The sequence below is a fragment of the Mycobacterium sp. IDUB_37 genome, from assembly GCF_055419245.1.
In genome coordinates this window covers 401,443-422,328 of sequence record NZ_JBVAXG010000001.1, presented here as the reverse complement: position 1 = coordinate 422,328, position 20,886 = coordinate 401,443, and the positions used below count along the sequence as shown (strand labels likewise).

General features: G+C 65.3%; 27 protein-coding genes. 13 read left to right on the top strand and 14 right to left on the bottom strand.

The genetic code is table 11. From position 1 onward, the window contains the following. Positions 1–27: 27 nt before the first annotated feature. From ACZY1I_RS02025 to ACZY1I_RS02010, 4 genes are all read left to right on the top strand, one after another. The gene (locus ACZY1I_RS02025) at positions 28–810 is read left to right on the top strand and encodes a cutinase family protein (RefSeq protein ID WP_463753464.1); all 783 of its coding nucleotides are present in this window, start codon (positions 28–30) and stop codon (positions 808–810) included. A 95-nt stretch (positions 811–905) separates the two neighbouring features. Further along, complete coding sequence (locus ACZY1I_RS02020; protein ID WP_463752604.1) at positions 906–1,571, top strand: cutinase family protein; 666 nt, start codon at positions 906–908, stop codon at positions 1,569–1,571. A gap of 110 nt (positions 1,572–1,681) precedes the next feature. Beyond that, positions 1,682–2,746, top strand: a complete 1,065-nt coding sequence (locus ACZY1I_RS02015) for a PPE family protein (protein WP_463752603.1) — start codon at positions 1,682–1,684, stop codon at positions 2,744–2,746. 13 nt (positions 2,747–2,759) lie between these two features. Continuing rightward, the gene (locus ACZY1I_RS02010; protein WP_463752602.1) at positions 2,760–3,845 is read left to right on the top strand and encodes a PPE family protein; all 1,086 of its coding nucleotides are present in this window, start codon (positions 2,760–2,762) and stop codon (positions 3,843–3,845) included. On the opposite strand, the gene truA is transcribed toward ACZY1I_RS02010, so the two are convergent. The 8 genes from truA to infA all read right to left on the bottom strand — a co-directional run bounded on the left by truA (position 3,842) and on the right by infA (position 8,523). After that, positions 3,842–4,684 carry a tRNA pseudouridine(38-40) synthase TruA gene (gene truA, locus ACZY1I_RS02005; RefSeq protein ID WP_463753463.1) on the bottom strand — a complete coding sequence of 281 codons (843 nt, stop codon included), beginning with the start codon at positions 4,682–4,684 and terminating at the stop codon, positions 3,842–3,844. The two genes, ACZY1I_RS02010 and truA, sit on opposite strands and share 4 nt — an antisense overlap. After that, positions 4,680–5,219 carry a 50S ribosomal protein L17 gene (rplQ, locus tag ACZY1I_RS02000; protein ID WP_463752601.1) on the bottom strand — a complete coding sequence of 180 codons (540 nt, stop codon included), beginning with the start codon at positions 5,217–5,219 and terminating at the stop codon, positions 4,680–4,682. The genes truA and rplQ overlap by 5 nt, the downstream gene beginning before the upstream one ends. 116 nt (positions 5,220–5,335) lie before the next feature. Further along, on the bottom strand, positions 5,336–6,379 hold the full coding sequence (locus tag ACZY1I_RS01995) for a DNA-directed RNA polymerase subunit alpha (RefSeq protein WP_055579866.1): 1,044 nt from the start codon (positions 6,377–6,379) through the stop codon (positions 5,336–5,338). A 79-nt stretch (positions 6,380–6,458) separates the two neighbouring features. Continuing rightward, positions 6,459–7,064: a 30S ribosomal protein S4 gene (gene rpsD, locus ACZY1I_RS01990; RefSeq protein WP_463752600.1), complete on the bottom strand. Its 606-nt coding sequence runs from the start codon at positions 7,062–7,064 to the stop codon at positions 6,459–6,461. Between the two features lie 6 nt (positions 7,065–7,070). Further along, entirely contained in the window at positions 7,071–7,490 is a 420-nt protein-coding gene (gene rpsK / locus ACZY1I_RS01985; RefSeq protein ID WP_463752599.1) for a 30S ribosomal protein S11, read from the bottom strand. 5 nt (positions 7,491–7,495) lie between these two features. Next, complete coding sequence (rpsM, locus tag ACZY1I_RS01980; protein WP_463752598.1) at positions 7,496–7,870, bottom strand: 30S ribosomal protein S13; 375 nt, start codon at positions 7,868–7,870, stop codon at positions 7,496–7,498. 258 nt (positions 7,871–8,128) lie between these two features. Further along, the gene (gene rpmJ / locus ACZY1I_RS01975) at positions 8,129–8,242 is read right to left on the bottom strand and encodes a 50S ribosomal protein L36 (RefSeq protein WP_003879483.1); all 114 of its coding nucleotides are present in this window, start codon (positions 8,240–8,242) and stop codon (positions 8,129–8,131) included. Positions 8,243–8,301: 59 nt separating this feature from the next. After that, positions 8,302–8,523, bottom strand: coding sequence for a translation initiation factor IF-1 (gene infA / locus ACZY1I_RS01970; protein ID WP_003418601.1), 222 nt, complete (start codon positions 8,521–8,523; stop codon positions 8,302–8,304). Between the two features lie 239 nt (positions 8,524–8,762). Here infA and ACZY1I_RS01965 point away from each other — a divergent pair, with 239 nt between their 5' ends. From ACZY1I_RS01965 to ACZY1I_RS01945, 5 genes are all read left to right on the top strand, one after another. After that, entirely contained in the window at positions 8,763–9,638 is an 876-nt protein-coding gene (locus tag ACZY1I_RS01965) for an LLM class F420-dependent oxidoreductase (protein WP_463752597.1), read from the top strand. Continuing rightward, entirely contained in the window at positions 9,635–10,495 is an 861-nt protein-coding gene (locus ACZY1I_RS01960; RefSeq protein WP_463752596.1) for an LLM class F420-dependent oxidoreductase, read from the top strand. Before ACZY1I_RS01965 ends, ACZY1I_RS01960 begins: the two co-directional genes overlap by 4 nt. Before the next feature lie 9 nt (positions 10,496–10,504). Further along, complete coding sequence (gene rfbB, locus ACZY1I_RS01955) at positions 10,505–11,500, top strand: dTDP-glucose 4,6-dehydratase (RefSeq protein ID WP_463752595.1); 996 nt, start codon at positions 10,505–10,507, stop codon at positions 11,498–11,500. Between the two features lies 1 nt (position 11,501). Next, complete coding sequence (gene rfbC / locus ACZY1I_RS01950; RefSeq protein WP_463752594.1) at positions 11,502–12,122, top strand: dTDP-4-dehydrorhamnose 3,5-epimerase; 621 nt, start codon at positions 11,502–11,504, stop codon at positions 12,120–12,122. 76 nt (positions 12,123–12,198) lie between these two features. Beyond that, positions 12,199–12,717, top strand: coding sequence for a lipoprotein LpqH (locus ACZY1I_RS01945; RefSeq protein WP_463752593.1), 519 nt, complete (start codon positions 12,199–12,201; stop codon positions 12,715–12,717). A gap of 7 nt (positions 12,718–12,724) precedes the next feature. Here the strand turns inward: ACZY1I_RS01945 and ACZY1I_RS01940 are convergent, their stop codons facing one another. Together ACZY1I_RS01940 and ACZY1I_RS01935 are read right to left on the bottom strand one after the other, a co-directional pair. Then, positions 12,725–13,435 carry a Rieske (2Fe-2S) protein gene (locus ACZY1I_RS01940; protein ID WP_463752592.1) on the bottom strand — a complete coding sequence of 237 codons (711 nt, stop codon included), beginning with the start codon at positions 13,433–13,435 and terminating at the stop codon, positions 12,725–12,727. Then, positions 13,432–14,001 carry an RNA polymerase sigma factor gene (locus ACZY1I_RS01935; RefSeq protein ID WP_463752591.1) on the bottom strand — a complete coding sequence of 190 codons (570 nt, stop codon included), beginning with the start codon at positions 13,999–14,001 and terminating at the stop codon, positions 13,432–13,434. The genes ACZY1I_RS01940 and ACZY1I_RS01935 overlap by 4 nt, the downstream gene beginning before the upstream one ends. Positions 14,002–14,082: 81 nt before the next feature. Between ACZY1I_RS01935 and ACZY1I_RS01930 the strand changes: the two genes are divergently transcribed. From ACZY1I_RS01930 to mmsB, 4 genes are all read left to right on the top strand, one after another. After that, positions 14,083–14,307 carry a hypothetical protein gene (locus tag ACZY1I_RS01930; protein WP_463752590.1) on the top strand — a complete coding sequence of 75 codons (225 nt, stop codon included), beginning with the start codon at positions 14,083–14,085 and terminating at the stop codon, positions 14,305–14,307. 114 nt (positions 14,308–14,421) lie between these two features. Beyond that, a complete protein-coding gene (locus ACZY1I_RS01925) occupies positions 14,422–15,942 on the top strand; it encodes a CoA-acylating methylmalonate-semialdehyde dehydrogenase (RefSeq protein WP_463752589.1) in 1,521 nt (506 codons plus the stop codon). An 8-nt stretch (positions 15,943–15,950) separates the two neighbouring features. Next, positions 15,951–17,120 (top strand): acyl-CoA dehydrogenase family protein, encoded by a 1,170-nt coding sequence (locus ACZY1I_RS01920; protein ID WP_463752588.1) that lies wholly within the window; start codon positions 15,951–15,953, stop codon positions 17,118–17,120. 11 nt (positions 17,121–17,131) lie between these two features. Next, positions 17,132–18,019 (top strand): 3-hydroxyisobutyrate dehydrogenase, encoded by an 888-nt coding sequence (mmsB, locus tag ACZY1I_RS01915; RefSeq protein ID WP_463752587.1) that lies wholly within the window; start codon positions 17,132–17,134, stop codon positions 18,017–18,019. Positions 18,020–18,025: 6 nt separating this feature from the next. Here mmsB and ACZY1I_RS01910 read toward each other — a convergent pair whose 3' ends face one another. The 4 genes from ACZY1I_RS01910 to map form a co-directional block, all read right to left on the bottom strand. Next, positions 18,026–18,520 carry a MarR family transcriptional regulator gene (locus tag ACZY1I_RS01910; protein ID WP_463752586.1) on the bottom strand — a complete coding sequence of 165 codons (495 nt, stop codon included), beginning with the start codon at positions 18,518–18,520 and terminating at the stop codon, positions 18,026–18,028. Between the two features lie 81 nt (positions 18,521–18,601). Then, positions 18,602–19,411, bottom strand: a complete 810-nt coding sequence (locus tag ACZY1I_RS01905) for an anti-sigma factor family protein (protein ID WP_463752585.1) — start codon at positions 19,409–19,411, stop codon at positions 18,602–18,604. Positions 19,412–19,459: 48 nt separating this feature from the next. Next, positions 19,460–19,987 carry a sigma-70 family RNA polymerase sigma factor gene (locus tag ACZY1I_RS01900; RefSeq protein WP_463753462.1) on the bottom strand — a complete coding sequence of 176 codons (528 nt, stop codon included), beginning with the start codon at positions 19,985–19,987 and terminating at the stop codon, positions 19,460–19,462. 98 nt (positions 19,988–20,085) lie between these two features. After that, complete coding sequence (map, locus tag ACZY1I_RS01895) at positions 20,086–20,886, bottom strand: type I methionyl aminopeptidase (protein WP_463752584.1); 801 nt, start codon at positions 20,884–20,886, stop codon at positions 20,086–20,088.

Here is a 20,886-nt window from a genome sequence, read left to right as displayed (position 1 = left end):
GCTCTCGCGTTGTCGGCCACCGCCGTGATGCTCGCCAATCCCATCAGCGATATTCCGTCCGCACGGGCTGACGACTGCCCCGACGCCGAAGTCATTTTCGCGCGGGGAACAAACGAGCCACCAGGCATGGGACGGGTGGGCGACGCTTTCGCAGACTCATTGCGCCAGCAGACCGGCGGCATGAACATCCGGGACTACGGGGTGAACTACGCCGCCAGCAAGCTGCAGCTGCACGGTGGCGACGGTGCCAACGATGTGATCAACCACGTCAAGTCGACGGTGTCGGCATGCCCTAACACCAAGATCGTGCTGGGTGGCTACTCGCAGGGCGCCTCGGTCATGGACATCGTGGCCGGCGTTCCGATCGGCGGCATCAACTGGGGTAGCTCGCTGCCGCCGGAGTACGTCGAGAACATCGCTGCGGTGGTCACGTTCGGCGATGTCGCCGACCGCGCCGGCGGATCGCTGCCGACCAAGAGTGCCCTGCTCGGTTCCAAGGCCATTGATTTCTGCAATCCCGTCGATCCGATCTGTCACGCGGGCGCCGGCAACGAATGGAGCGGCCACACCGAGGGCTACGTTCCCGTGTACACGACCCAGGGAGCGGCCTTCGCTGCGCCGAAGTTGATGTCCGGCGTTCCCCACATGCCCGGACAGCTGCCAATTCCGCAGGTACCCGGCTCGCAGCCGCAGGTGCCTGGCGCGGTTCCGCAGGTTCCCGGCGCGGCCACCCCGGCACCCATTTCGGCCTCGCCGGTACCCGGCGCGCCCGCTACCGCCGTCCAGCAACCTGTGGTGCAGGTGCACTGACGCGGGTGCGGCTTGCCGGTCAGGTGAGCCGGTCGTTGCGCAATCGCGATCAATCTGACGCGGTTTCGCACTATCTGGAACATCAAGATTGATTCATGGCTCAAAACACGCTAGGCCGAAAACGACGTCGCCGATGCGTTGCCGGACTGACGGCCGCCGCGATCGCGGCGGCCGTGTTGTTGCTGGCGCCTCCACTGGCACCGCCCGCCAAGGCGTCTTGCCCGGACGCTGAAGTGATTTTCGCTCGTGGCACCGGCGAGCCCGCAGGCCTCGGTCGGGTGGGCAATGCCCTAGTCAGCTCACTTCGCCAACAGACACACCAGAACGTCGGCGCCTACGGCGTGAACTATCCGGCCAGCAACGACTTCCTCGCCGCGACCGACGGCGCGAACGACGCCAGCGACCATGTGCAGCAGATGGCGAACAACTGCCCCGACACGAAGTTGGTCCTGGGCGGGTACTCGCAGGGCGCCGCGGTGATGGACATCGTCACCGCCGCCCCGTTGCCCGGTCTCGGTTTCAGTGCGCCGTTGCCGGCCGACGCCGCCGACCACGTGGCGGCGGTAACCCTCTTCGGCAACCCCTCGGGCCGGGCCGGTGGCCTGCTGACAGCGCTGAGCCCTCGGTTCGGCGGCAAGATCCTCAATCTGTGCAACGACGGCGACCCGATCTGCTCGGACGGCAACGTGTGGAAAGCACACATGGGTTACGTGCCCGGCCTGACCAACGACGCAGCGAACTTCGCCGCGGGCAAGCTTTAGCCGGGCCAACTCCCGGCCGAGGCGAACGCCTAGCCGTCAACCGAAATATCCCCTGCAGCAACTAATTTCTCAACACATCATGGGTCACGAGTTCCCCTTATGCTGACCCGGTGAAGTCGCAGCAGGGGGCTGCCGTGTCGTTCAATCCCAACGCCTACGGGGCGCTGCCACCCGAGGTCAACTCCGGCCGCATGTACGCCGGGGTGGGCTCGGGTCCGCTGCTGGCGGCGGCGGCCGAGTGGGATGGGCTGGCGGCCGAACTAGGCTCGGCGGCCAGCGGTTACGACTCCGTGCTCGTGGAGTTGACCAGCCTCACCTGGGTAGGGCCCACGTCGGCCGCGATGATCGGCGCGGTCACCCCGTTTGTCGCCTGGCTGCAGACGACGGCAACCCAGGCCGAACAGGCCGGTATGCAAGCCAGGGCCGCCGCCGCGGCTTACGAGGCGGCTTTCGCGATGACGGTGCCACCACCGGTCATTGCGGCGAACCGCAGCCTGCTGATGGGTCTGATCGCCACGAACCTCCTCGGCCAGAACAGTGCCGCGATCGCCGCCACCGAAGCCGAATACGCCGAATTCTGGGCGCAAGACGCCGCGGCCATGTGCGACTACGCAGATTCCTCGACGGCAGCCTCGACCTTCCCCCGGTTCGGACCGCCGCCGAACACCACCAGCCCCGACGGACTCATCCAGCAGTCCACCGCGGTGGGCCAAGCCGCCGCGTCAGCATCCCGCGAGTTTCCGATACTGCCGACCAACGACTGGAACGTGCTGGTGAACACCTGGGGATTGGCCTATTTCGGCATGGGCATCATCCAGTTGGGCACCCTGTTCGCCCAGCAATTCCTGCCCGACACCGTCGGTGCGTCAGCCGGCGGCGCCGCCACCTCGGCAGCGGGCTTGGTGCGCGTCGCTACCGCACCGGTCTCGGCAGGCTTGGCCCAGGCGGGAAAGATCGGCCTGATGTCCGTGCCATCGAGCTGGTTTTCCTCGCCGTCGGCGTTAACCGCTGGCCCGCAAGGGGTTTCGGCCACAACGACCACCACCGCCGCGGCCCAGGCGCCGGGTTCGCTGGTTCCGGCACCACAGCCGAATGGGGAGCGCCGCAAGGCATTCGGCCGACGCCGGTACGGGCGACGCTTCAAAGTGATTTCGCGCCCGCCGGCTGCGGGCTGAAAGAGGAGGAAAGATGGATTTTGGGGCGCTGCCGCCGGAGGTCAACTCGGCACGTATCTACTCCGGACCGGGGTCGACTCCGCTGTTGGCCGCCGCTTCATCCTGGAGTGCGCTGGCAGCCGAATTGCACTCGACCGCAAACGAATACGAGAGTGTGATCGAAACGCTGCGCTCCGAAGAGTGGGTGGGACCGTCCTCGGCGGCGATGGCCGACTCGGCAGCGCCTTACGTCGACTGGCTGCGTACCACCGCCAGCCAAGCCGAGCAGTCGGCCGCCAATGCGCGCCAGGCCGCGGCCGCCTATGAGTCCGCGCTCGCAGCCTCCGTCCCGCCGCCGCAGATCGCGGCCAACCGCGTCCAGCTGACCGCGCTGGTCAACAGCAATCTGTTGGGGGTCAACACCGCTGCGATCGCCGCCACCGAGGCCCAGTACGGACAAATGTGGACCCAGGACGCCGCGGCCATGTACGGCTATGCCGCCGCGTCGGCATCCGCCGCCACGGTGACTCCCTACGCTGCACCACCGCAGACCACCGCCGCGGGCACGGCGGGCGCGGCGGAGTCCACGCTGGCGGAGCTGATCTCCGGGGTGCCGGGCGCGTTGCAGGCCATGGCGGCGCCACTGACCGCCGCATTCGGACCGATCGAGCAGTTCCTGAATTGGTATGCCCCGTTTGCGAACTTCTTCTACGACACGCTCGGATTGCCGTTCTTCGGGGCCGGCATCGCCAGCTTCTTCGCCGTCACAAGCGCCCATACTGCCGCTGCCCTGCCGGCAGTCGCCGCACCCGAGGCCGCCGCGGCTGCCCTCGGTGCGGCACAAGTCGTCAGCCGCGCCCCCATCACTGCCGCATCCGGTAGCGCGAATTTGGTCGGTAAGTTGTCGGTCCCCGCGACCTGGGCTGGGTCGAGTCCGGCCGCACAGGCCTTGCCCGCCTCCGAATGGGTCAGCGAAGTGGTGGAGCCGGCGGAGTTCGCGCCGTCCGGCAATGTGCTGGGTGGCGTGCCGACGGGCAACTCCGGCCGCAACGCCGCGGGTGCCGGTCCGCGGTACGGAGCGCGTCTCACCGTCATGGGTCGGCCGCCCTCGGCGGGTTAGCGAGTCCGAATATCCCGGGTGATGAGGGTTCTCGACTCGAGCTGGTCGTCCGGCGGATAGTCCACCTGAACCAGCGTCAAACCCTGCGCCGGGGCCGCCGTGAAATCGCTGGATCTGGCTGTGGCGTTGAGCATTTCGCGGCACCAATCGGGAGTGCGCCGGTGCTCTCCCACCGCCAGCAGGGCACCCACCAGCGATCGCACCATCGACCAACAGAACGCGTCGGCAGTGACTTGCGCGGTGATCATGTCGCCGTCATGCGACCAGTCCAGCCGTTGCAGTTCACGAATGGTGGTGGCACCTTCGCGATGCCGGCAGAACGCAGCGAAGTCATGCAGGCCCAACAGATCCCGTGACGCGGCAGCCATCGCATTCACGTCCAGATCGCGCGGCCAGGCGGTGACGAAGCGCGCCTGGTGCGGCCTGACACCATAGGGTGCCGTCGACAAGCGGTAGGTGTAGTGACGCCGCAGCGCCGAGAAGCGGGCGTCGAAACCCGCTGGCGCACGGACGATTCCGACGACCCGCACATCGCCGGGCACGTACTTGGCCAGCCGTCGCACCAACGACAGAAACTCCGGGTCGTCGGGCCGGGGCGACCGAGAATAGGCCTTCGACACCGCATCCGCCGGCACATCCACATGGGCCACTTGCCCCGTGGCGTGCACTCCGGCGTCGGTGCGTCCGGCAGCCCGCAGCCGCACCGGAGTGCGAAACACGGTCGTCAGTGCCTCATCGAGCACACCGGCGACCGTGCGCTGCTCGGCTTGCGCCGCCCAGCCCGCGAAATCAGTTCCGTCGTAGGCGATATCGAGCCGTAGACGGACTACCGCATTAATTCTCGGTGGCCTCTTCGGTGGCCTCTTGCGTGGTCTCCTCGGTGGCCGCCACTTCGGCGGTCTCCGCGACCGGCTCGGCAACTTCCTCAGCCGGCTTGACCTCAGCCTCCTCGGCCTTCTTGGTCTTCGTCTGCTGGGCAGCCACCCGACGAGCCCGGTCGGCCTCCGCAGTCGCGGTCTTCTCCCGCACCAGCTCGATCACGGCCATCGGAGCGTTGTCGCCCTTACGCGGCTCGACCTTGATGATGCGGGTGTAGCCACCCTCGCGGTCGGAGAAGAACGGTCCGATCTCGGCGAACAAGGTGTGCACTACATCCTTGTCGCGGATCTTCTTCATGACCTCACGCCGGTTGTGCAGCGAGCCCTTCTTGGCGTGGGTGATCAGCTTCTCCGCGTACGGCCGCAATGCCCGCGCCTTGGGCTCAGTGGTCTTGATCCGTCCGTGCTCGAACAACGACGTAGCCAGGTTGGCCAGGATCGCCTTCTGGTGCGAGGACGATCCGCCGAGGCGAGGTCCCTTGGTGGGCTTGGGCATTGCGACTGTCTCCTAAGTGGGGCCGGTCCCCGTATCAGGTAGGACCGGGACGAACGTTGCTGCATGTGTCCGGTTCCTCAGCGGCCGCTGCACGGCCGCATCGTCGCCGGACGGTTTTAAAGCTGTTCGGTTTCGGCGTAGTCCTGGTCGTCGTAGGCACCCTCGGTGGACCAGGTGCCCGTGGCGACGTCGTAGCCGGCGACCTCGGACGGGTCGAAGCTCGGCGGGCTGTCCTTGAGCGACAGGCCCAGCTGGTGCAGCTTGACCTTCACCTCGTCGATCGACTTCTGCCCGAAGTTGCGGATGTCGAGCAGGTCGGACTCGGTACGCGAGACCAACTCGCCGACGGTGTGCACACCCTCGCGCTTGAGGCAGTTGTACGAGCGAACCGTCAGGTCGAGATCATCAATGGGCAGTGCGAACGAGGCGATGTGGTCGGCCTCGGCCGGCGAAGGCCCGATCTCGATGCCCTCGGCCTCGACGTTGAGTTCCCGTGCCAGACCGAACAATTCGACCAGCGTCTTACCGGCGGATGCCAGCGCGTCACGCGGGGTGATCGAGCTCTTGGTCTCCACGTCGAGGATCAGCTTGTCGAAGTCGGTGCGCTGCTCGACACGGGTGGCGTCCACCTTGTAAGTGACCTTGAGCACCGGCGAGTAGATGGAATCGACTGGGATACGGCCGATTTCGGCACCCGAAGCCCGGTTCTGCACCGCCGGAACGTAACCGCGGCCACGCTCGACGACCAGCTCGACCTCGAGCTTGCCCTTGTCGTTCAGGGTCGCGATGTGCATGGACGGGTTGTGCACGGTGACGCCGGCCGGCGGCACGATGTCACCCGCGGTGACCTCGCCCGGACCCTGCTTGCGCAGGTACATGGTGACGGGCTCGTCCTCCTCGGAGGACACCACCAGGCTCTTGAGGTTCAGGATGATGTCGGTGACGTCTTCCTTGACCCCGGGCACGGTGGTGAACTCGTGCAGCACACCGTCGATGCGGATGCTGGTGACGGCTGCGCCGGGAATCGACGACAGCAGCGTGCGCCGCAGCGAATTGCCAAGGGTGTAACCGAATCCCGGCTCCAGCGGTTCGATGACGAACTGGGACCGGCTGTCAGTGAGGATGTCCTCGGACAGTGTGGGCCGCTGAGAAATCAGCATGTTTTTCTTTTCTCCTTCTCGGCACCCGCTATTTGATGCCGTTTAGGTACCTGCACCGGGCGGTGCAGGACAACCTGGGTTACTTCGAGTAGTACTCGACGATCAGCTGCTCGGTGAGCGGGACGTCGATCTGTGCGCGGTCAGGCAGCTGGTGGATCAGGATGCGCTGCCGCTCCCCCACCACCTGCAGCCAGCTCGGCGTCGGGCGGTCGCCCTGGGTCTCCCGCGCGATCTGGAACGGCACGGTGTTCAGCGACTGGTCACGCACATCGATGATGTCGTACTGCGACACCCGGTAGCTGGGCACATCGACGCGCACGCCGTTGACCGTGAAGTGACCGTGGGTGACCAGCTGGCGAGCCATCCGCCGGGTCCGGGCCAGGCCGGCACGGTAAACGACGTTGTCGAGCCGGCTTTCGAGGATCTTCAGCAGCTCCTCGCCGGTCTTGCCGGAGTGGCGAGTCGCTTCTTCGTAGTAGCGGCGGAACTGCTTCTCCATCACGCCGTAGGTGAAGCGTGCTTTCTGCTTCTCCTGCAGCTGCTGACGATATTCGCTCTCCTTGACCCGAGCGCGGCCATGCTGGCCGGGCGGGTAGGGACGCTTCTCGTACGACTGGTCGCCACCGACGAGGTCAGTGCCCAAACGACGCGACTTGCGCGTCATGGGTCCGGTATAACGTGCCATGGTTTCCTAGACCCTTCTGCGCTTGGGCGGGCGGCAGCCGTTGTGCGGCTGGGGGGTGACATCGGAGATCGCGCCTACCTCCAGGCCGGCGGCCTGCAGCGACCGGATCGCGGTCTCGCGGCCCGAGCCCGGGCCCTTCACGAACACGTCGACCTTCTTGACGCCGTGCTCCTGTGCCTTGCGGGCGGCGTTCTCGGCGGCCAGCTGGGCAGCGAAGGGAGTCGACTTCCGAGATCCCTTGAAGCCCACGTGACCCGACGATGCCCAGGCGATGACGTTGCCCTGAGGGTCGGTGATGGTCACGATGGTGTTGTTGAACGTGCTCTTGATGTGGGCAGCACCATGCGGGATGTTCTTCTTTTCCCGACGGCGAGTCTTCTGGCCCTTCTTCGCGGAGCTTGCTTGCCCCTTTTTCACTGGTGGCATCTGGACTACCTGGCCTTCTTCTTGCCGGCGATGGTGCGCTTGGGGCCTTTACGGGTCCGCGCGTTGGTCTTGGTGCGCTGGCCACGCACCGGCAGGCCACGGCGGTGCCGCAGGCCCTGGTAGCAGCCGATCTCGATCTTGCGGCGAATGTCGGCCTGCACCTCGCGGCGCAGGTCACCCTCGACCTTCAGATTCGCTTCGATGTAGTCACGCAGATGGGTCAGCTGGTCGTCCGTGAGGTCTTTGGTGCGCAGGTTCTTGTCGATGCCTGTGGCAGCAAGGATCTCGTTGGAGCGGGTACGACCGACGCCGAAAATGTACGTCAGCGCGATCTCCATGCGCTTGTCGCGCGGCAGATCGACGCCTACTAGTCGAGCCATAGGTGGCGTTTCCTCTTTCTAGGCGGAGGTCTTTTCCCAGTCCGTTCCCGCCCCCGATGTGGGTTTACTAGCGGGGCCCGGCCTCCGTCCGGGCGTGGATGAGCTAGCCCATCTCTAAAAGATGCCAGCCGCTCATTGGTGCTGGGAGGTCTGCATTCAGTTGTCGCTGGCCGGCACTGGGCCGGCCGCCGGGGAACTCTACCCCGATTTTGTTCAACTCCTCCTCGGTCTGCTTACGCAGAACGAATCGTCGCCGAACTATCCTTGACGCTGCTTGTGACGCGGGTCGGAGCAGATCACCATGACCCGTCCGTGCCGACGGATCACCCTGCACTTGTCACAGATCGGCTTGACGCTCGGGTTCACCTTCACGGCAGTCTCGGTCCTGTTCTCTGATATCTGGTCTTATCTGGGTGTGCGTGTCGTCGCTGCTACTTGTACCGGTACACAATGCGGCCCCGGGACAGGTCGTAGGGAGACAACTCCACTACCACGCGGTCCTCAGGCAGGATGCGGATGTAGTGCTGCCGCATCTTGCCGCTGATATGGGCGAGAACCTTGTGGCCGTTCTCCAGCTCGATGCGAAACATCGCATTGGGCAGGGGCTCCACCACGCGACCCTCGACCTCGATGGCACCGTCCTTCTTTGCCATTACTTTTCGACGATCCTCTACTTATTGTCCGTGCGCTGGTTTGGCGCAGCATTCGTCCTGACTGCAAAACGTGGGCCAGAGAATGGAAATTCCCGAGGGAAATTCAGACAGGGCACGCAAAGAGTCGGCACGGACGCCGCACCGTTGGTCCACGATACCCGCACCGCGGCTGTCGACGCAAAAACGCTGGAGTTCGCTCTGCGCGGAATGCTGCAACGGACCCCGCGGTTGGACCAGCCATGACGGATTCTCAGGCCAGTTCAGCAGCTGGCAAGCCCGATCTTGGGAGGTTCGGATCGTTCGGGACCGGCGTTACACCCCAACAGGCCAAGGAGATTGAAGCCCTTGGCTATGGGGCGGTCTGGGTGGGCGGCTCGCCGCCCGCGGAACTGGCTTGGGTAGAGCCGATCCTGGCAGCCACCTCCACGTTGCAGGTGGCCACCGGCATCGTCAACATCTGGACCGCGCAGGCCAAACCCGTCGCAGAATCTTTTCACCGCATCGACAAGGCCTACCCGGGCCGATTTTTGCTGGGCATCGGCGTCGGCCATCCCGAAGCGCACGCGGAGTACCGCAGCCCGGTGACTGCCTTGACCGAGTATCTCGACCAACTCGACGAGTACGGCGTTCCCGCCAACCGTCGAGTGGTAGCCGCACTCGGACCCCGGGTGCTCAAGCTTTCCGCCGAGCGAAGCGCGGGCGCACACCCCTACCTGACCACTCCCGAACACACCGCGCGCGCCCGCGAGCTGATCGGCCCGGACGCTTTCCTGGCCCCCGAGCACAAGGTGATCCTGACGACAGACGCCGATAAGGCCCGCGCCGCCGGGCGCAAATCTCTCGGCGTCTACCTCAACCTCGCCAACTACCTGAACAACTGGAAGCGGCTCGGCTTCAGCGATGAGGACGTCGCCAAACCGGGCAGTGATCGCCTGGTAGACGCCGTCCTCGCCTATGGAACCATCGACGCGATCGCCGCCCGGCTGCGCGAACATCTCGACGCCGGCGCCGACCACGTTCCCGTTCAGGTACTCACCCGCGGCGAGAATCTGGTCCCGGCTCTGGCCGAATTGGCCGAGGCACTCGAGCTGCAAACGGGTAACAGGAACTCATGACTGACGCAGTTTCTCTCAAACCTGACCTGGGCCGGTTCGGTGTATGGCTGGGTAGCCGTTCCATCTCCCCCGATCTGGCCGCGAACATCGAGTCGCTCGGCTATGGCGCCGTGTGGATCGGCGCTTCTCCCGACGCGGAGTTGGCCTGGGTAGAGCCTGCGCTGGAAGCGACCACCGGGTTGCAGCTGGCCACCGGGATCGTGAACGTCTGGACCGCACCCGCCGCGCAAGTCGCCGCGTCGTACCAGCGCATCGAATCCGCGTATCCGGGCAGATTTCTGCTCGGCGTCGGAGTGGGCCATCCCGAGCACACCCAGCAGTATCAGAAGCCCTACGACGCCCTGGTGTCCTATCTGGACGAGCTGGACGACGCGGTGGTGCCGAACAGCCGCCGGGTGCTTGCCGCCCTCGGGCCCCGGGTGCTGCAACTCGCAGCCGAACGCAGCGCCGGCGCGCACCCCTATCTGACTACGCCCGAGCACACCGGCAAAGCACGCCACCTGGTTGGGAACAGCGTGTTCCTGGCTCCGGAACACAAGGTCGTGTTGACCACCGATGCTGCCGAAGCGCGCGCGGTCGGACGCAAGTTCGCCGACTTCTACCTCGGCCTGAGCAACTACGTGAACAACTGGCTGCGACTCGGCTTCACCGAGGAAGACGTGCGCAAACCAGGCAGCGACCGGCTGATCGACGCCCTGGTCGCCTACGGCACCCCCGACGCGATCGCGCAACGCCTCAACGAGCACCTCGACGCCGGTGCCGACCACGTGGCGATCCAGGTCCTGGGAGTCCAGCGTCCCGAGAAGCTCATACCGGTGCTCGAGGAATTGGCAGGACCGCTGGGCCTAAACCGTTAGGGTGTCCCCATGCGGCTGCTAGTCACCGGGGGGGCGGGTTTTATCGGTGCCAATTTCGTGCACAGCACTGTGCGCGAAAATCCGGAGGACTCGGTAACAGTCATCGATGCACTCACCTACGCCGGCCGGCGCGAGTCGCTGGCCGACGTCGAGGACGCTGTCAGGCTGGTCGAAGGCGATATCTGTGACGCCAAGCTGGTGTCGAAGCTGGTAGCCGAGTCCGATGCCGTGGTGCATTTCGCGGCCGAGTCGCACGTCGACAACGCACTGGACAACCCGGAGCCGTTTCTGCACACCAACGTCGTCGGAACGTTCACCATCCTGGAGGCGGTGCGTCGGCACGGGGTCCGGCTGCACCACATCTCCACCGACGAGGTCTACGGCGACCTGGAACTCGGCGACCCGCAGCGGTTCACCGAATCCACGCCCTACAACCCGTCGAGTCCGTACTCAGCAACCAAGGCCGGCAGCGACATGCTGGTGCGTGCCTGGGTGCGGTCCTACGGTGTGCAGGCAACCTTGTCGAACTGCTCCAACAATTACGGACCGTTCCAGCACATCGAGAAGTTCATTCCGCGCCAGATCACCAACGTGTTGACCGGCCGGCGGTGCAAGCTCTACGGCGCCGGCGCCAACGTCCGCGACTGGATACACGTCGAAGACCACAACAGCGCGGTCCGACGCATCCTGGACAAGGGACAGATCGGCAAGACCTACCTGATCAGTTCCGAAGGCGAGCGCGACAACTTGACCGTGCTGCGCACGATTCTGCAGTTGATGAATCGCGATCCCGACGACTTCGATCAAGTGACCGACCGCGTCGGCCACGACCTGCGGTACGCCATCGACCCGTCCCTGCTCTACAACGAATTGAACTGGGCGCCGAAGCACACCGACTTCGAGGATGGGCTGCGCAGCACGATCGACTGGTACCGAGACAACGAATCCTGGTGGCTGCCAATCAAAGAAGCCGCCGAAGCACGCTACGAAAAGCGCGGTCAGTGAAATGAAGGTACGCGAACTCAAGGTCCCCGGCGCCTGGGAGATCACCCCGACCCTGCATGGCGATTCCCGCGGCATCTTCTTCGAATGGCTGACCCAGACCGGGTTCAGTGGGTTCGCCGGCCACAGCTTCGACGTTCGGCAGGCCAACTGCTCGACCTCATCGGCCGGTGTCCTGCGTGGTCTGCACTTCGCCCAGCTGCCGCCGAGTCAGGCCAAGTATGTGACCTGCGTGCGCGGAGCCATCTTCGATGTAGTGGTCGACATCCGGCTCGGCTCACCGACATTCGGCCAGTGGGACGGCGTGCTACTCGACGATAAGGACCGTCGATCGATGTACGTCTCCGAAGGCCTGGCGCACGGTTTCCTTGCGCTGCAAGATGATTCGACGGTCATGTACCTGTGTTCGGCGCAATACAGTCCGCAGCGCGAGCACACCATCGCCGCAACCGATCCGACGCTAGGGGTCGAGTGGCCACTGGTCGACGGCAAGCCGCCCAGCTTGTCCGACCGCGACGCCGCGGCCCCCAGCTTCGCCGAGGTGCGCGAGTCCGGGATCCTGCCCACCTGGGCGGAAACCCAGAAGTTCATCGGGGACTTGCGCGGCGCTTTCAAAGCCGATTAGTGGTGCCTACTAGGCATCTGTACGACAAGCTCAGCAACGTACATACTGCTTTCACAAGCGACTGAAGGAGACCTTGGTGAAGCGTGAGTTGTTGATCGCCGTCAGTGCGGCAACCCTGGTAACCGGCCTGGCCGGGTGCTCCAAAGACGAGAAGCCCGCCAGTCCGTCATCAAGTCCCGCATCCAGTTCCGCGGCCTCGAGTCCGGCATCGTCCAGCGCAGCCACCAGCGCGCCACCGGCGTCCAGCACCCCGGCCGCGGCCGGAGAGACGAAGGTCATCATCGGCGGCGCGCCGCAGCCGGTCAGCGGGCCGGTGGTTTGCGAAACGAATCAGGGCAAGTTCTCCATCGCCATCGGCGACCCCATTACCGGGGTGATCGTGGGCTTGGAGCAGGACGCCTCGGCTGTCCGCAGCGCAGGACTGGGCACCGTCGACGGCATTGTCCTCAGCTTCACCGACGGCGCGCCAGGCAACAGCGCCAAGGCGACCAAGAACGGCAACACCTACCAGATCACCGGTACCGCAACCGGTACCGATAACTCGGGCGCGAACCAGGTCAGCAAGACCTTCGAGGTCGACGCCACGTGCCCCTGATCATGGACTAGACCGGTCGGTCGGGCGGCGCGAAAACCTCAATCATCCCGTTGTTCTCGCGAACCATGAACTTGGGCAACGGCTTTGGGGCAATAGGCAGCTGATGGGTGAGCACCTGCCCGGCGGGTGAGAACGACGTCGAATGACACGGGCAGCGCAACCGGTCGTCGGGGGCGTCGAACCACAGTCGGCACCCTTGATGAGTGCAGACCCCGGAGACCGCCTCGACCTTGCCGTTGACCCGGCGGATGAATCCGTTGATCACGCCGAGGTCGAATGGCCGCACGGCACCGTCGGGCACGTCGTAACCGGCGCCGACCGCCATCCAGCGTCCGTCGTTGGGTGTGAGCTCATCGGCCGCACCGCCCGCCTCGGTAGCGGCAGGCGGCGCTGCGTCGCGATCACCGACAACCAGACGGTCGACGGAAACCGCGGCAACTGCCGCGGCCGCGGCCGCCGAGGTGCCGACGACAACCTGCCTGCGTGTCGCATTCACCACCGGCCGCTCCGGCGGCGTTGCGCCGGCCTGCTGTTGGGCGAGACGGCGATGCAGGTCGGCGAGGAACTCCGGTCGTGGCGCATCGCCTTCGGGACGCGCCGCGCTCAGCTCGATGGCCGCTCGGATCTCCTCCGCCTCGGACTCGTCAGGCTGGAAGGGCTTGGGGCGCTGCCCACGTGCCAGATCGTCGAGGTATTTGCGCATCCCTCGCCCGTTCATGACTGGCTCCCCACATTCGCCTCTGCCGCTAGTCGCAGCGCGCGATGTTGGAGCACTTTGGCGTTGGCAACGCTGACGCCGAGTTCGGCAGCGGATTCTTTGATCGAGTTACCTCCCAGGAACCTCAGTTCGAGGATCCGACGATATTTTTCCGGCAGTTTGTCCAAAACCTTGGCGACGCGCTGGGGTGCGGTGCTGATCGCCTCCTCGCTCTCGGGCGGCTGCTCGATGTCGTCGATCGAGGTGATCTCCCGGCCCAAGGTCTCGCGCCAGTGCGCAGCCAGCACGGTCCGCGCGGTCGTTCGCAGGTATGCGCGCACCTCACCGATGCTGGCGGTCAAACGCAGCGGCCGCAACGCGGCGAGGAAAACCTCGGTGGTGAGGTCCTCGGCGTCTGCCTGGTTGCCGACCCGTGCGAACAGCGTCCGATACACCCAGGTGACGTTGTCCTGATAGACCGCCTCCCAGGAGTGATAACTGTCGTTCGGCACCGCGCGCAACAGACGCGGATTGACAGGGTCATCGCCGGCCGTCGCACGCCTCCTACTCTGGGCGGATCCACTCATAACTAGTCAATAGCGAGGCGGGTTACAACCACAAGGTCACGAGGTGTTTCGAATCGGCGGAAGTCTGGGAGTGTAGGGAAAATGGTGCATCCTGGCCTGGACGGGGTTGCCGACCCTGACCCGCATAACGTGTTCTTCGCGATGTGGGGCGACTACCTGATCGCCGAATCCGCGCGCATATGTTCAATGTCGTCGACGGTCTGCCGACGGGCGACTGAGGCACTCGCGCAGGCCCAATCCGTCGTCGATGCTGGCTTGACCGCATACATCTCGTGCCAAGAAACGGTGATCACGCGGTCCCGGTGAATTGCTGGGTGTGAGCCAGACCAACTTGCGAACGCCAAACTCGATTTACTAGGATATGCAAGTATTACACTTGCTCTCCCCTCTTGCATCCTTTCCTGACTTGTATGGGACATCATGACCACACAGATTTCGCACTTCATCGATGGGCGCCGTAGCGCGGGCCAGTCCACTCGCACCGCCGACGTTTTCAACCCCAGCACCGGCGAGGTTCAGGCGACGGTACCGCTGGCTTCGCAGGCCGACATCGACGCCGTCGTGGCCTCTGCCGTTGAGGCCCAAAAGGATTGGGCAGCTTGGAATCCGCAGCGCCGCGCGCGGGTGCTGATGCGCTTCATCGACCTGGTCAACAAGAACATCGACGAGCTGGCCGAGTTGCTGTCCATTGAGCACGGCAAAACCGTGCCCGACGCCCGCGGCGACATCCAGCGCGGCATCGAGGTGATCGAGTTCTGCATCGGCATCCCGCATCTGCTCAAGGGCGACTACACCGAGGGCGCCGGACCCGGCATCGACGTCTATTCGCTCCGCCAGCCGCTGGGCGTGGTCGCGGGGATCACCCCGTTCAACTTCCCGGCGATGATCCCGTTGTGGAAGGCCGGCCCCGCCCTGGCATGCGGAAATGCGTTCGTGCTCAAGCCAAGTGAGCGTGACCCGTCGGTACCGGTTCGGCTGGCCGAGTTGTTCATCGAGGCGGGCCTGCCGCCAGGGGTGTTCCAGGTCGTCCACGGCGACAAAGATGCCGTCGACGCGATCCTGCAGCACCCCGACATCAAGGCGGTCGGATTCGTCGGCAGCTCCGACATCGCGCAGTACATCTACACCCAGTCAGCGGCGACCGGCAAGCGTTCGCAATGTTTCGGCGGCGCCAAGAACCACATGGTCGTCATGCCCGACGCCGACCTCGACCAGGCCGTCGACGCGCTGATCGGCGCGGGTTACGGCAGCGCCGGCGAACGCTGCATGGCGATCAGCGTCGCGGTCCCGGTGGGTGAGCAGACCGCAGACCGGCTGCGCGCCAGGTTGATCGAGCGAATCAACAACCTGCGCGTCGGCCATAGCCTGGACCCCAAGGCCGACTATGGCCCGCTGGTCACCGAGGCCGCATTGGCACGCGTGCGCGACTACATCGGTCAAGGCGTGGAGTCCGGCGCGGAGCTGGTCATCGACGGGCGCGAACGGGCCAGCGACGACTTGACATTCGGGGACGCAAGCCTCGAGGGCGGCTTCTTCATCGGACCCACCCTCTTCGACCATGTCACTCCCGAGATGTCGATCTACACCGACGAGATCTTTGGGCCGGTACTGTGCATCGTCCGGGCGCACGACTACGACGAGGCGCTGCGACTGCCGTCCGAGCATGAGTACGGAAATGGGGTGGCGATCTTCACCCGCGATGGCGACGCCGCTCGGGACTTCGTCTCCCGGGTGCAGGTCGGCATGGTCGGTGTCAATGTCCCGATCCCGGTTCCGGTGTCCTACCACACCTTCGGGGGCTGGAAGCGGTCCGGCTTCGGCGACCTCAACCAGCACGGGCCGCATTCGATCCTGTTCTACACCAAGACCAAGACGGTCACCTCGCGTTGGCCATCCGGCATCAAAGATGGTGCCGAATTCGTCATTCCGACCATGGATTAGAGCAAAACATGTTGCCCTTCAACGATGTAGAACGGGTGATCATCGAAACAGCGGCCGCGTTCGCTGAGAAACGGATCGCCCCGTACGCCCTGGAATGGGACGCCACCAACCATTTCCCCACCGATGTGCTGCGCGAAGCCGGCGAGCTCGGCATGGCAGCGATCTACTGCCGCGACGATGTGGGCGGCAGCGGGATGAGCCGCCTCGATGGTGTCCGCATTTTCGAGCAACTGGCCATGGCCGACCCGGTTACCGCGGCCTACCTGTCCATCCACAACATGTGCGCGTGGATGATCGACCGCTTCGGTACCGAAGTGCAGCGCAAGGAATGGATTCCACGGGTCGCATCGATGGAAGCCATCGCCAGCTATTGCCTCACCGAGCCGGGCGCCGGTTCGGATGCGAGCGCACTCAGTACCCGTGCCGTCCGCAACGGCGGTGACTACGTGCTCGACGGCGTCAAGCAATTCATCTCCGGCGCAGGCGCATCCGACGTCTACGTGGTGATGGCCAGAACGGGTGGCACCGAAAAGCCAGGGCCACGGGGCATTTCGGCGTTCCTCGTCGAAAAGGGCACACCCGGACTGAGTTTCGGCGCCCTCGAGCAGAAGATGGGCTGGCATGCCCAACCCACCGCCCAGGTGATTCTGGACGGCGTGCGGGTGCCGGCCGACGCCATGCTGGGCGGCCCCGAGGGCGAAGGCACCGGCTTCGGCATTGCCATGAACGGTCTCAACGGCGGTCGGCTCAACATCGCCGCTTGCTCGTTGGGTGGGGCGCAGTCCGCGTTCGACAAAGCCGGCTCGTACGTGAAGGACCGTCGGGCTTTCGGCTCCGCGTTGCTCGACGAGCCCACCATCAGGTTCACGCTGGCCGATATGGCTACCGGCCTGGAGACCTCGCGAATGATGTTGTGGCGGGGCGCAAGAGCGCTCGACGATGACTTACCCACCAAGGTCGAGTTGTGCGCGATGGCCAAGCGGTACGTCACCGACACCTGCTTCGACGTCGCCGATCAGGCGCTCCAGATGCACGGCGGCTACGGCTACCTGCGCGAGTATGGTCTGGAGAAGATCGTCCGGGACCTGCGGGTGCACCGAATCCTGGAGGGAACCAACGAGATCATGCGGGTCGTCATCGGCCGGGCCGAGGCCGCGCGGTTCCACGCCAACGCGTAGGAAGGGGCTCGATGACCGACCAGCCACTCAAGGTTGCATTCCTTGGGCTCGGCCACATGGGCGCGCCGATGGCAGCGAATCTTCTTGCCGCAGGCCATATTGTGCGCGGGTATGACCCCGTGCCCGCGGCGGTCCAGGCGGCGGCCTCGAGCGGCGCATTGGTGTTCGGCAGCGCGGCCGAAGCGGTGGCCGAGGCTGACGTCGTCATCACCATGTTGCCCAGTGGCAACGTGGTCAAGCGTTGCTACGACGAGATCCTGCCCGCCGCGCAGTCCGGCACACTGTTCATCGACAGCTCTACCATCTCGGTCGACGATGCACGCGAGGTGCACGGACTGGCCGAATCACACGGTATGGCTCAGCTCGATGCGCCGGTGTCCGGCGGGGTCAAGGGCGCCGTAGCCGGGACGCTGGCATTCATGGTCGGCGGGGACGAACCCGCGGTAGAGCGAGCCCGTCCAGTACTGGAGCCCATGGCGGGCAAGGTCATTCACTGTGGTGCGGCCGGGGCGGGCCAGGCGGCCAAGGTTTGCAACAACATGGTGCTGGCCGTGGAGCAGATCGCCATCGGCGAAGCATTCGTGCTGGCCGAGAAGCTGGGGCTGTCCGCGCAGTCACTGTTCGACGTCATCACCGGCGCAACCGGCAACTGCTGGGCGGTGCACACCAATTGTCCGGTGCCCGGACCGGTTCCGACGTCGCCGGCCAACAACGACTTCAAGCCCGGTTTCGCGACGGCATTGATGAATAAGGACCTGGGCTTGGCCATGGATGCGGTGACCTCGACCGGTTCGTCCGCGCCGCTGGGCACCCACGCCGCTGAGATCTACGCCAAGTTCGCTGCTGCCCACGCCGACAAGGACTTCAGTGCGGTGATCGAGACGCTGCGCGGCAGCTGAGTCGGCTCAGAAATCCCCCGCGTTGCGCCGTAATGTCTCGATGGATGACACCAGCGCCTTCGACTCGGCCCCGCCGATACCGATGTCGGCGAACACCTGCTCGTTGAGCGTGACGGTGGCGTCCTCGACCGTCGAGCGACCCAATTTGGTGATCTGAACCAGCGTGGTCCGTCCATCGGTGGGATGCGGCACGCGCCGCACCAGGCCGTCGGCCTCCAGTCGCCGGATCGCGTGGGTGACGCTGGTGACGTGCACCTGCAACCGGTCCGACGCCTTGGTGATGGGCAGCGAACCGGCGCGGCTGAATGCCAGCAACCGCAGCAGTTCGTAGCGGGAGAAACTCAAATCGAAGGGACGCAGCGCCGCCTCTACGCGGCCCAACAGAATCTGATGCGCACGCATCACAGACGTCACAGCCACCATGCCCTGCGATACGTCGCCCCAACCGGACCGTTCCCAGTTGGCCCGCGCCAGGTCGATCGGGTCAGGTTTCTGGGTCATCACAGTATTTTTTACCCTCTGCCGGGACAAACTGAACATCTCATGCCCCGGCCGACCCCTCGACGGCGGGGGCATGAGAAGTCAGAGTGTGCGCTCGAGCAGAACCTGCCCACTTTCCGCCGCCACCACTTGCACTGACGCAATCTGGTCCAAGGGCGTCGAGATGCTGCCGGCCGGACTTGCCGTATGGCCCGGTTCGGCCACCCAGGTGGCCAGCCGCGTCTGACTGCCGTCGCGGCCCACTACCACCATGGCCAGCGTGTCGTGGTGGGCGTCCGGTGGCGCCAGGCAGTAGCACTGCAGGTTGATGAATGTTCCCCAATGCTGACTGCTGACCGAGATCGTCGAAGTCAACAGCTTGGTGCCAACCTGCGACATCGGTTGCGCCGAGGTGATCGTGGGTTGCGGATGAGTCCCGAACATGCCTGAACCGTTGAGGCCGACCAGCACGCCGACCCCCAGCACCACCGCCGCGGCGGCCGAAGCCACCCAGGTCGTAATCCGGGCCCGGCGACGGCGCCAGCGCACCGTCTCCAGCAATGACGGCAACAGCTGGGGTGACAGCTGTGGCCCCTGCGCCCGGAGTTCCTCCGCGCTTGCGATCGCGGCGGGTCCAATGGCCGCGACCCGCTGCGCCCGGAGTTCCTCCGCGCTTGCGATCGCGGCGACATCATCAATGCTCAGCTGCGACAGCAGCGCCGGAACACCGCTGAGCTCAGCGATGGCATCGCGGCAGGCCGGGCAACCGGCCAGGTGCGCTTCGAACTCGCGACGGTCGGCCGCGGACAGAGACCCGAGCACGTAGGCGGCATCCCATGAGGCGTACGGGTCCTCCGCGCCGCCCTCAAAAGGCGGTCCGTGGCCGCGCACCGGCTGCTTCATGTCATCCATCTCCTGTCGCCCTTAAGTATTCGGAGCCGAAACCCGCCCGGATGGCCCTCATCGTGTGACTCCGAGTTCTTGCAAGGTGAGCCGCAAGGCGCGCACCGCGTAGTGCAGTCGCGACTTCACAGTTCCCTCTGCGATTCCCAAATCGTTGGCTATCTGCGCGGTGGTCCAGCCGCGGTAATACGACCGCTCGATCACGGCGCGATGCTCACCAGACAACTGGGCCATCGCGTCGGCGATCAGTAGTCGGTCCAGGGCCGCATTCACTTCGTCCGGCGTGGCCTGCTCCGGCGCCCCCGACTCGTCGGTGGATCCGACGACGTTGCGGAACCGGGCGCTACGTCGATCGTCGATGATCATGTTGCGCGCGACGGTGAACAACCACGCCCGAGCGGGTCGGTTCGGGTCCCCGATGACCTCCGGATGCTGCCAGGCCCGCAGCAGAGTCTCCTGCACGACATCTTCTGCTTGGCTGGCATCGCCCGTCAGCCGCAACGCATAGCGCCATAACACTCCGGCATGCTCGTCGTAGAGCGCCTGCATCAGAGCGGCTTCGGCAGCCCCCCCAGTATTGGCCAGACGAGCCACCTCATCACCTCCCGACTACTGACACGAGTCGAGTAGCTGTTCAGTTCAACGCAGCACGCGGCGAAGCGATACCGCGGCGCAGGGTCGGTTCAGGCCAGCGTGAGAATGCGGGGACCATCTTCGGTGACCGCCACCGTGTGCTCCCAGTGCGCCGCGCGAGATCCGTCGGTCGTGATGACGGTCCATTCATCGTCGAGGACCTTGGTCTTCCCCGTTCCCAGGGTGAGCATCGGCTCGATGGCCAGTACCGAGCCGACCGCCAGCAAGGGACCCCGGCCGGGGCTCCCCTCGTTGGGCAGGAACGGGTCCATGTGCATCTGGCGGCCGATACCGTGCCCGCCGTAGCCGTCGACTATCCCGAACTTGCGGTCGTAGCGAACCTCGGCGGAGTGCGTGCCGGTCTCGATGGCGTGCGACACGTCGGTCAGCCGATTGCCGATCACCATGGCCGCGATTCCGGCGTCCAGGGATGCCTTGGTGGCCATTGATAACGCTTCATCCACGTCAATGAGCTTGCCGACCCCGAAGCTGACAGCCGCGTCGCCGTGCCAGCCGTCGAGTACCGCGCCGCAGTCGATGGACACCAGGTCGCCAGACGCCAGGATCTCGGCCGCAGACGGTATGCCGTGCACAACGCGGTCGTTGACCGAAGCACAGATCGAGGCCGGGTAGCCGTGGTAACCGAGGAACGACGGAACTGCGCCGGCTTCGCGGATGACCGATTCGGCGATCTCGTCGAGACTCAGACTGGATACTCCGGCGACCGCGGCCGTTTGCACCGCGCGCAATGCGGCGGCCACAACAGCGCCCGCGGCGGCCATTGCGTCAAGCTCGCCGGGAGTGCGCTGAGGTACGGTTCTGCGGCCCCGCAGCCGTGCCAGGGCGCCCAT

Excerpts from the sequence above, each read along its gene's own strand:
- ACZY1I_RS01965 (WP_463752597.1), top strand. The coding sequence starts at position 8,763 with ATGACGGATTCTCAGGCCAGTTCAGCAGCTGGCAAGCCCGATCTTGGG.
- ACZY1I_RS01935 (WP_463752591.1), bottom strand. The coding sequence starts at position 14,001 with ATGAGTGGATCCGCCCAGAGTAGGAGGCGTGCGACGGCCGGCGATGAC.
- ACZY1I_RS02010 (WP_463752602.1), top strand. The coding sequence starts at position 2,760 with ATGGATTTTGGGGCGCTGCCGCCGGAGGTCAACTCGGCACGTATCTAC.
- rpsM (WP_463752598.1), bottom strand. The coding sequence starts at position 7,870 with ATGGCTCGACTAGTAGGCGTCGATCTGCCGCGCGACAAGCGCATGGAG.
- rplQ (WP_463752601.1), bottom strand. The coding sequence starts at position 5,219 with ATGCCCAAGCCCACCAAGGGACCTCGCCTCGGCGGATCGTCCTCGCAC.
- ACZY1I_RS01930 (WP_463752590.1), top strand. The coding sequence starts at position 14,083 with ATGGTGCATCCTGGCCTGGACGGGGTTGCCGACCCTGACCCGCATAAC.
- ACZY1I_RS01925 (WP_463752589.1), top strand. The coding sequence starts at position 14,422 with ATGACCACACAGATTTCGCACTTCATCGATGGGCGCCGTAGCGCGGGC.
- infA (WP_003418601.1), bottom strand. The coding sequence starts at position 8,523 with ATGGCAAAGAAGGACGGTGCCATCGAGGTCGAGGGTCGCGTGGTGGAG.
- rpsD (WP_463752600.1), bottom strand. The coding sequence starts at position 7,064 with ATGGCACGTTATACCGGACCCATGACGCGCAAGTCGCGTCGTTTGGGC.
- rpsK (WP_463752599.1), bottom strand. The coding sequence starts at position 7,490 with ATGCCACCAGTGAAAAAGGGGCAAGCAAGCTCCGCGAAGAAGGGCCAG.
- ACZY1I_RS01960 (WP_463752596.1), top strand. The coding sequence starts at position 9,635 with ATGACTGACGCAGTTTCTCTCAAACCTGACCTGGGCCGGTTCGGTGTA.
- rfbB (WP_463752595.1), top strand. The coding sequence starts at position 10,505 with ATGCGGCTGCTAGTCACCGGGGGGGCGGGTTTTATCGGTGCCAATTTC.
- map (WP_463752584.1), bottom strand. The coding sequence starts at position 20,886 with ATGGGCGCCCTGGCACGGCTGCGGGGCCGCAGAACCGTACCTCAGCGC.
- ACZY1I_RS02025 (WP_463753464.1), top strand. The coding sequence starts at position 28 with ATGCTCGCCAATCCCATCAGCGATATTCCGTCCGCACGGGCTGACGAC.
- ACZY1I_RS01920 (WP_463752588.1), top strand. The coding sequence starts at position 15,951 with ATGTTGCCCTTCAACGATGTAGAACGGGTGATCATCGAAACAGCGGCC.
- ACZY1I_RS01905 (WP_463752585.1), bottom strand. The coding sequence starts at position 19,411 with ATGGATGACATGAAGCAGCCGGTGCGCGGCCACGGACCGCCTTTTGAG.
- ACZY1I_RS01940 (WP_463752592.1), bottom strand. The coding sequence starts at position 13,435 with ATGAACGGGCGAGGGATGCGCAAATACCTCGACGATCTGGCACGTGGG.
- ACZY1I_RS02020 (WP_463752604.1), top strand. The coding sequence starts at position 906 with ATGGCTCAAAACACGCTAGGCCGAAAACGACGTCGCCGATGCGTTGCC.
- mmsB (WP_463752587.1), top strand. The coding sequence starts at position 17,132 with ATGACCGACCAGCCACTCAAGGTTGCATTCCTTGGGCTCGGCCACATG.
- ACZY1I_RS01910 (WP_463752586.1), bottom strand. The coding sequence starts at position 18,520 with ATGACCCAGAAACCTGACCCGATCGACCTGGCGCGGGCCAACTGGGAA.
- rfbC (WP_463752594.1), top strand. The coding sequence starts at position 11,502 with ATGAAGGTACGCGAACTCAAGGTCCCCGGCGCCTGGGAGATCACCCCG.
- ACZY1I_RS01995 (WP_055579866.1), bottom strand. The coding sequence starts at position 6,379 with ATGCTGATTTCTCAGCGGCCCACACTGTCCGAGGACATCCTCACTGAC.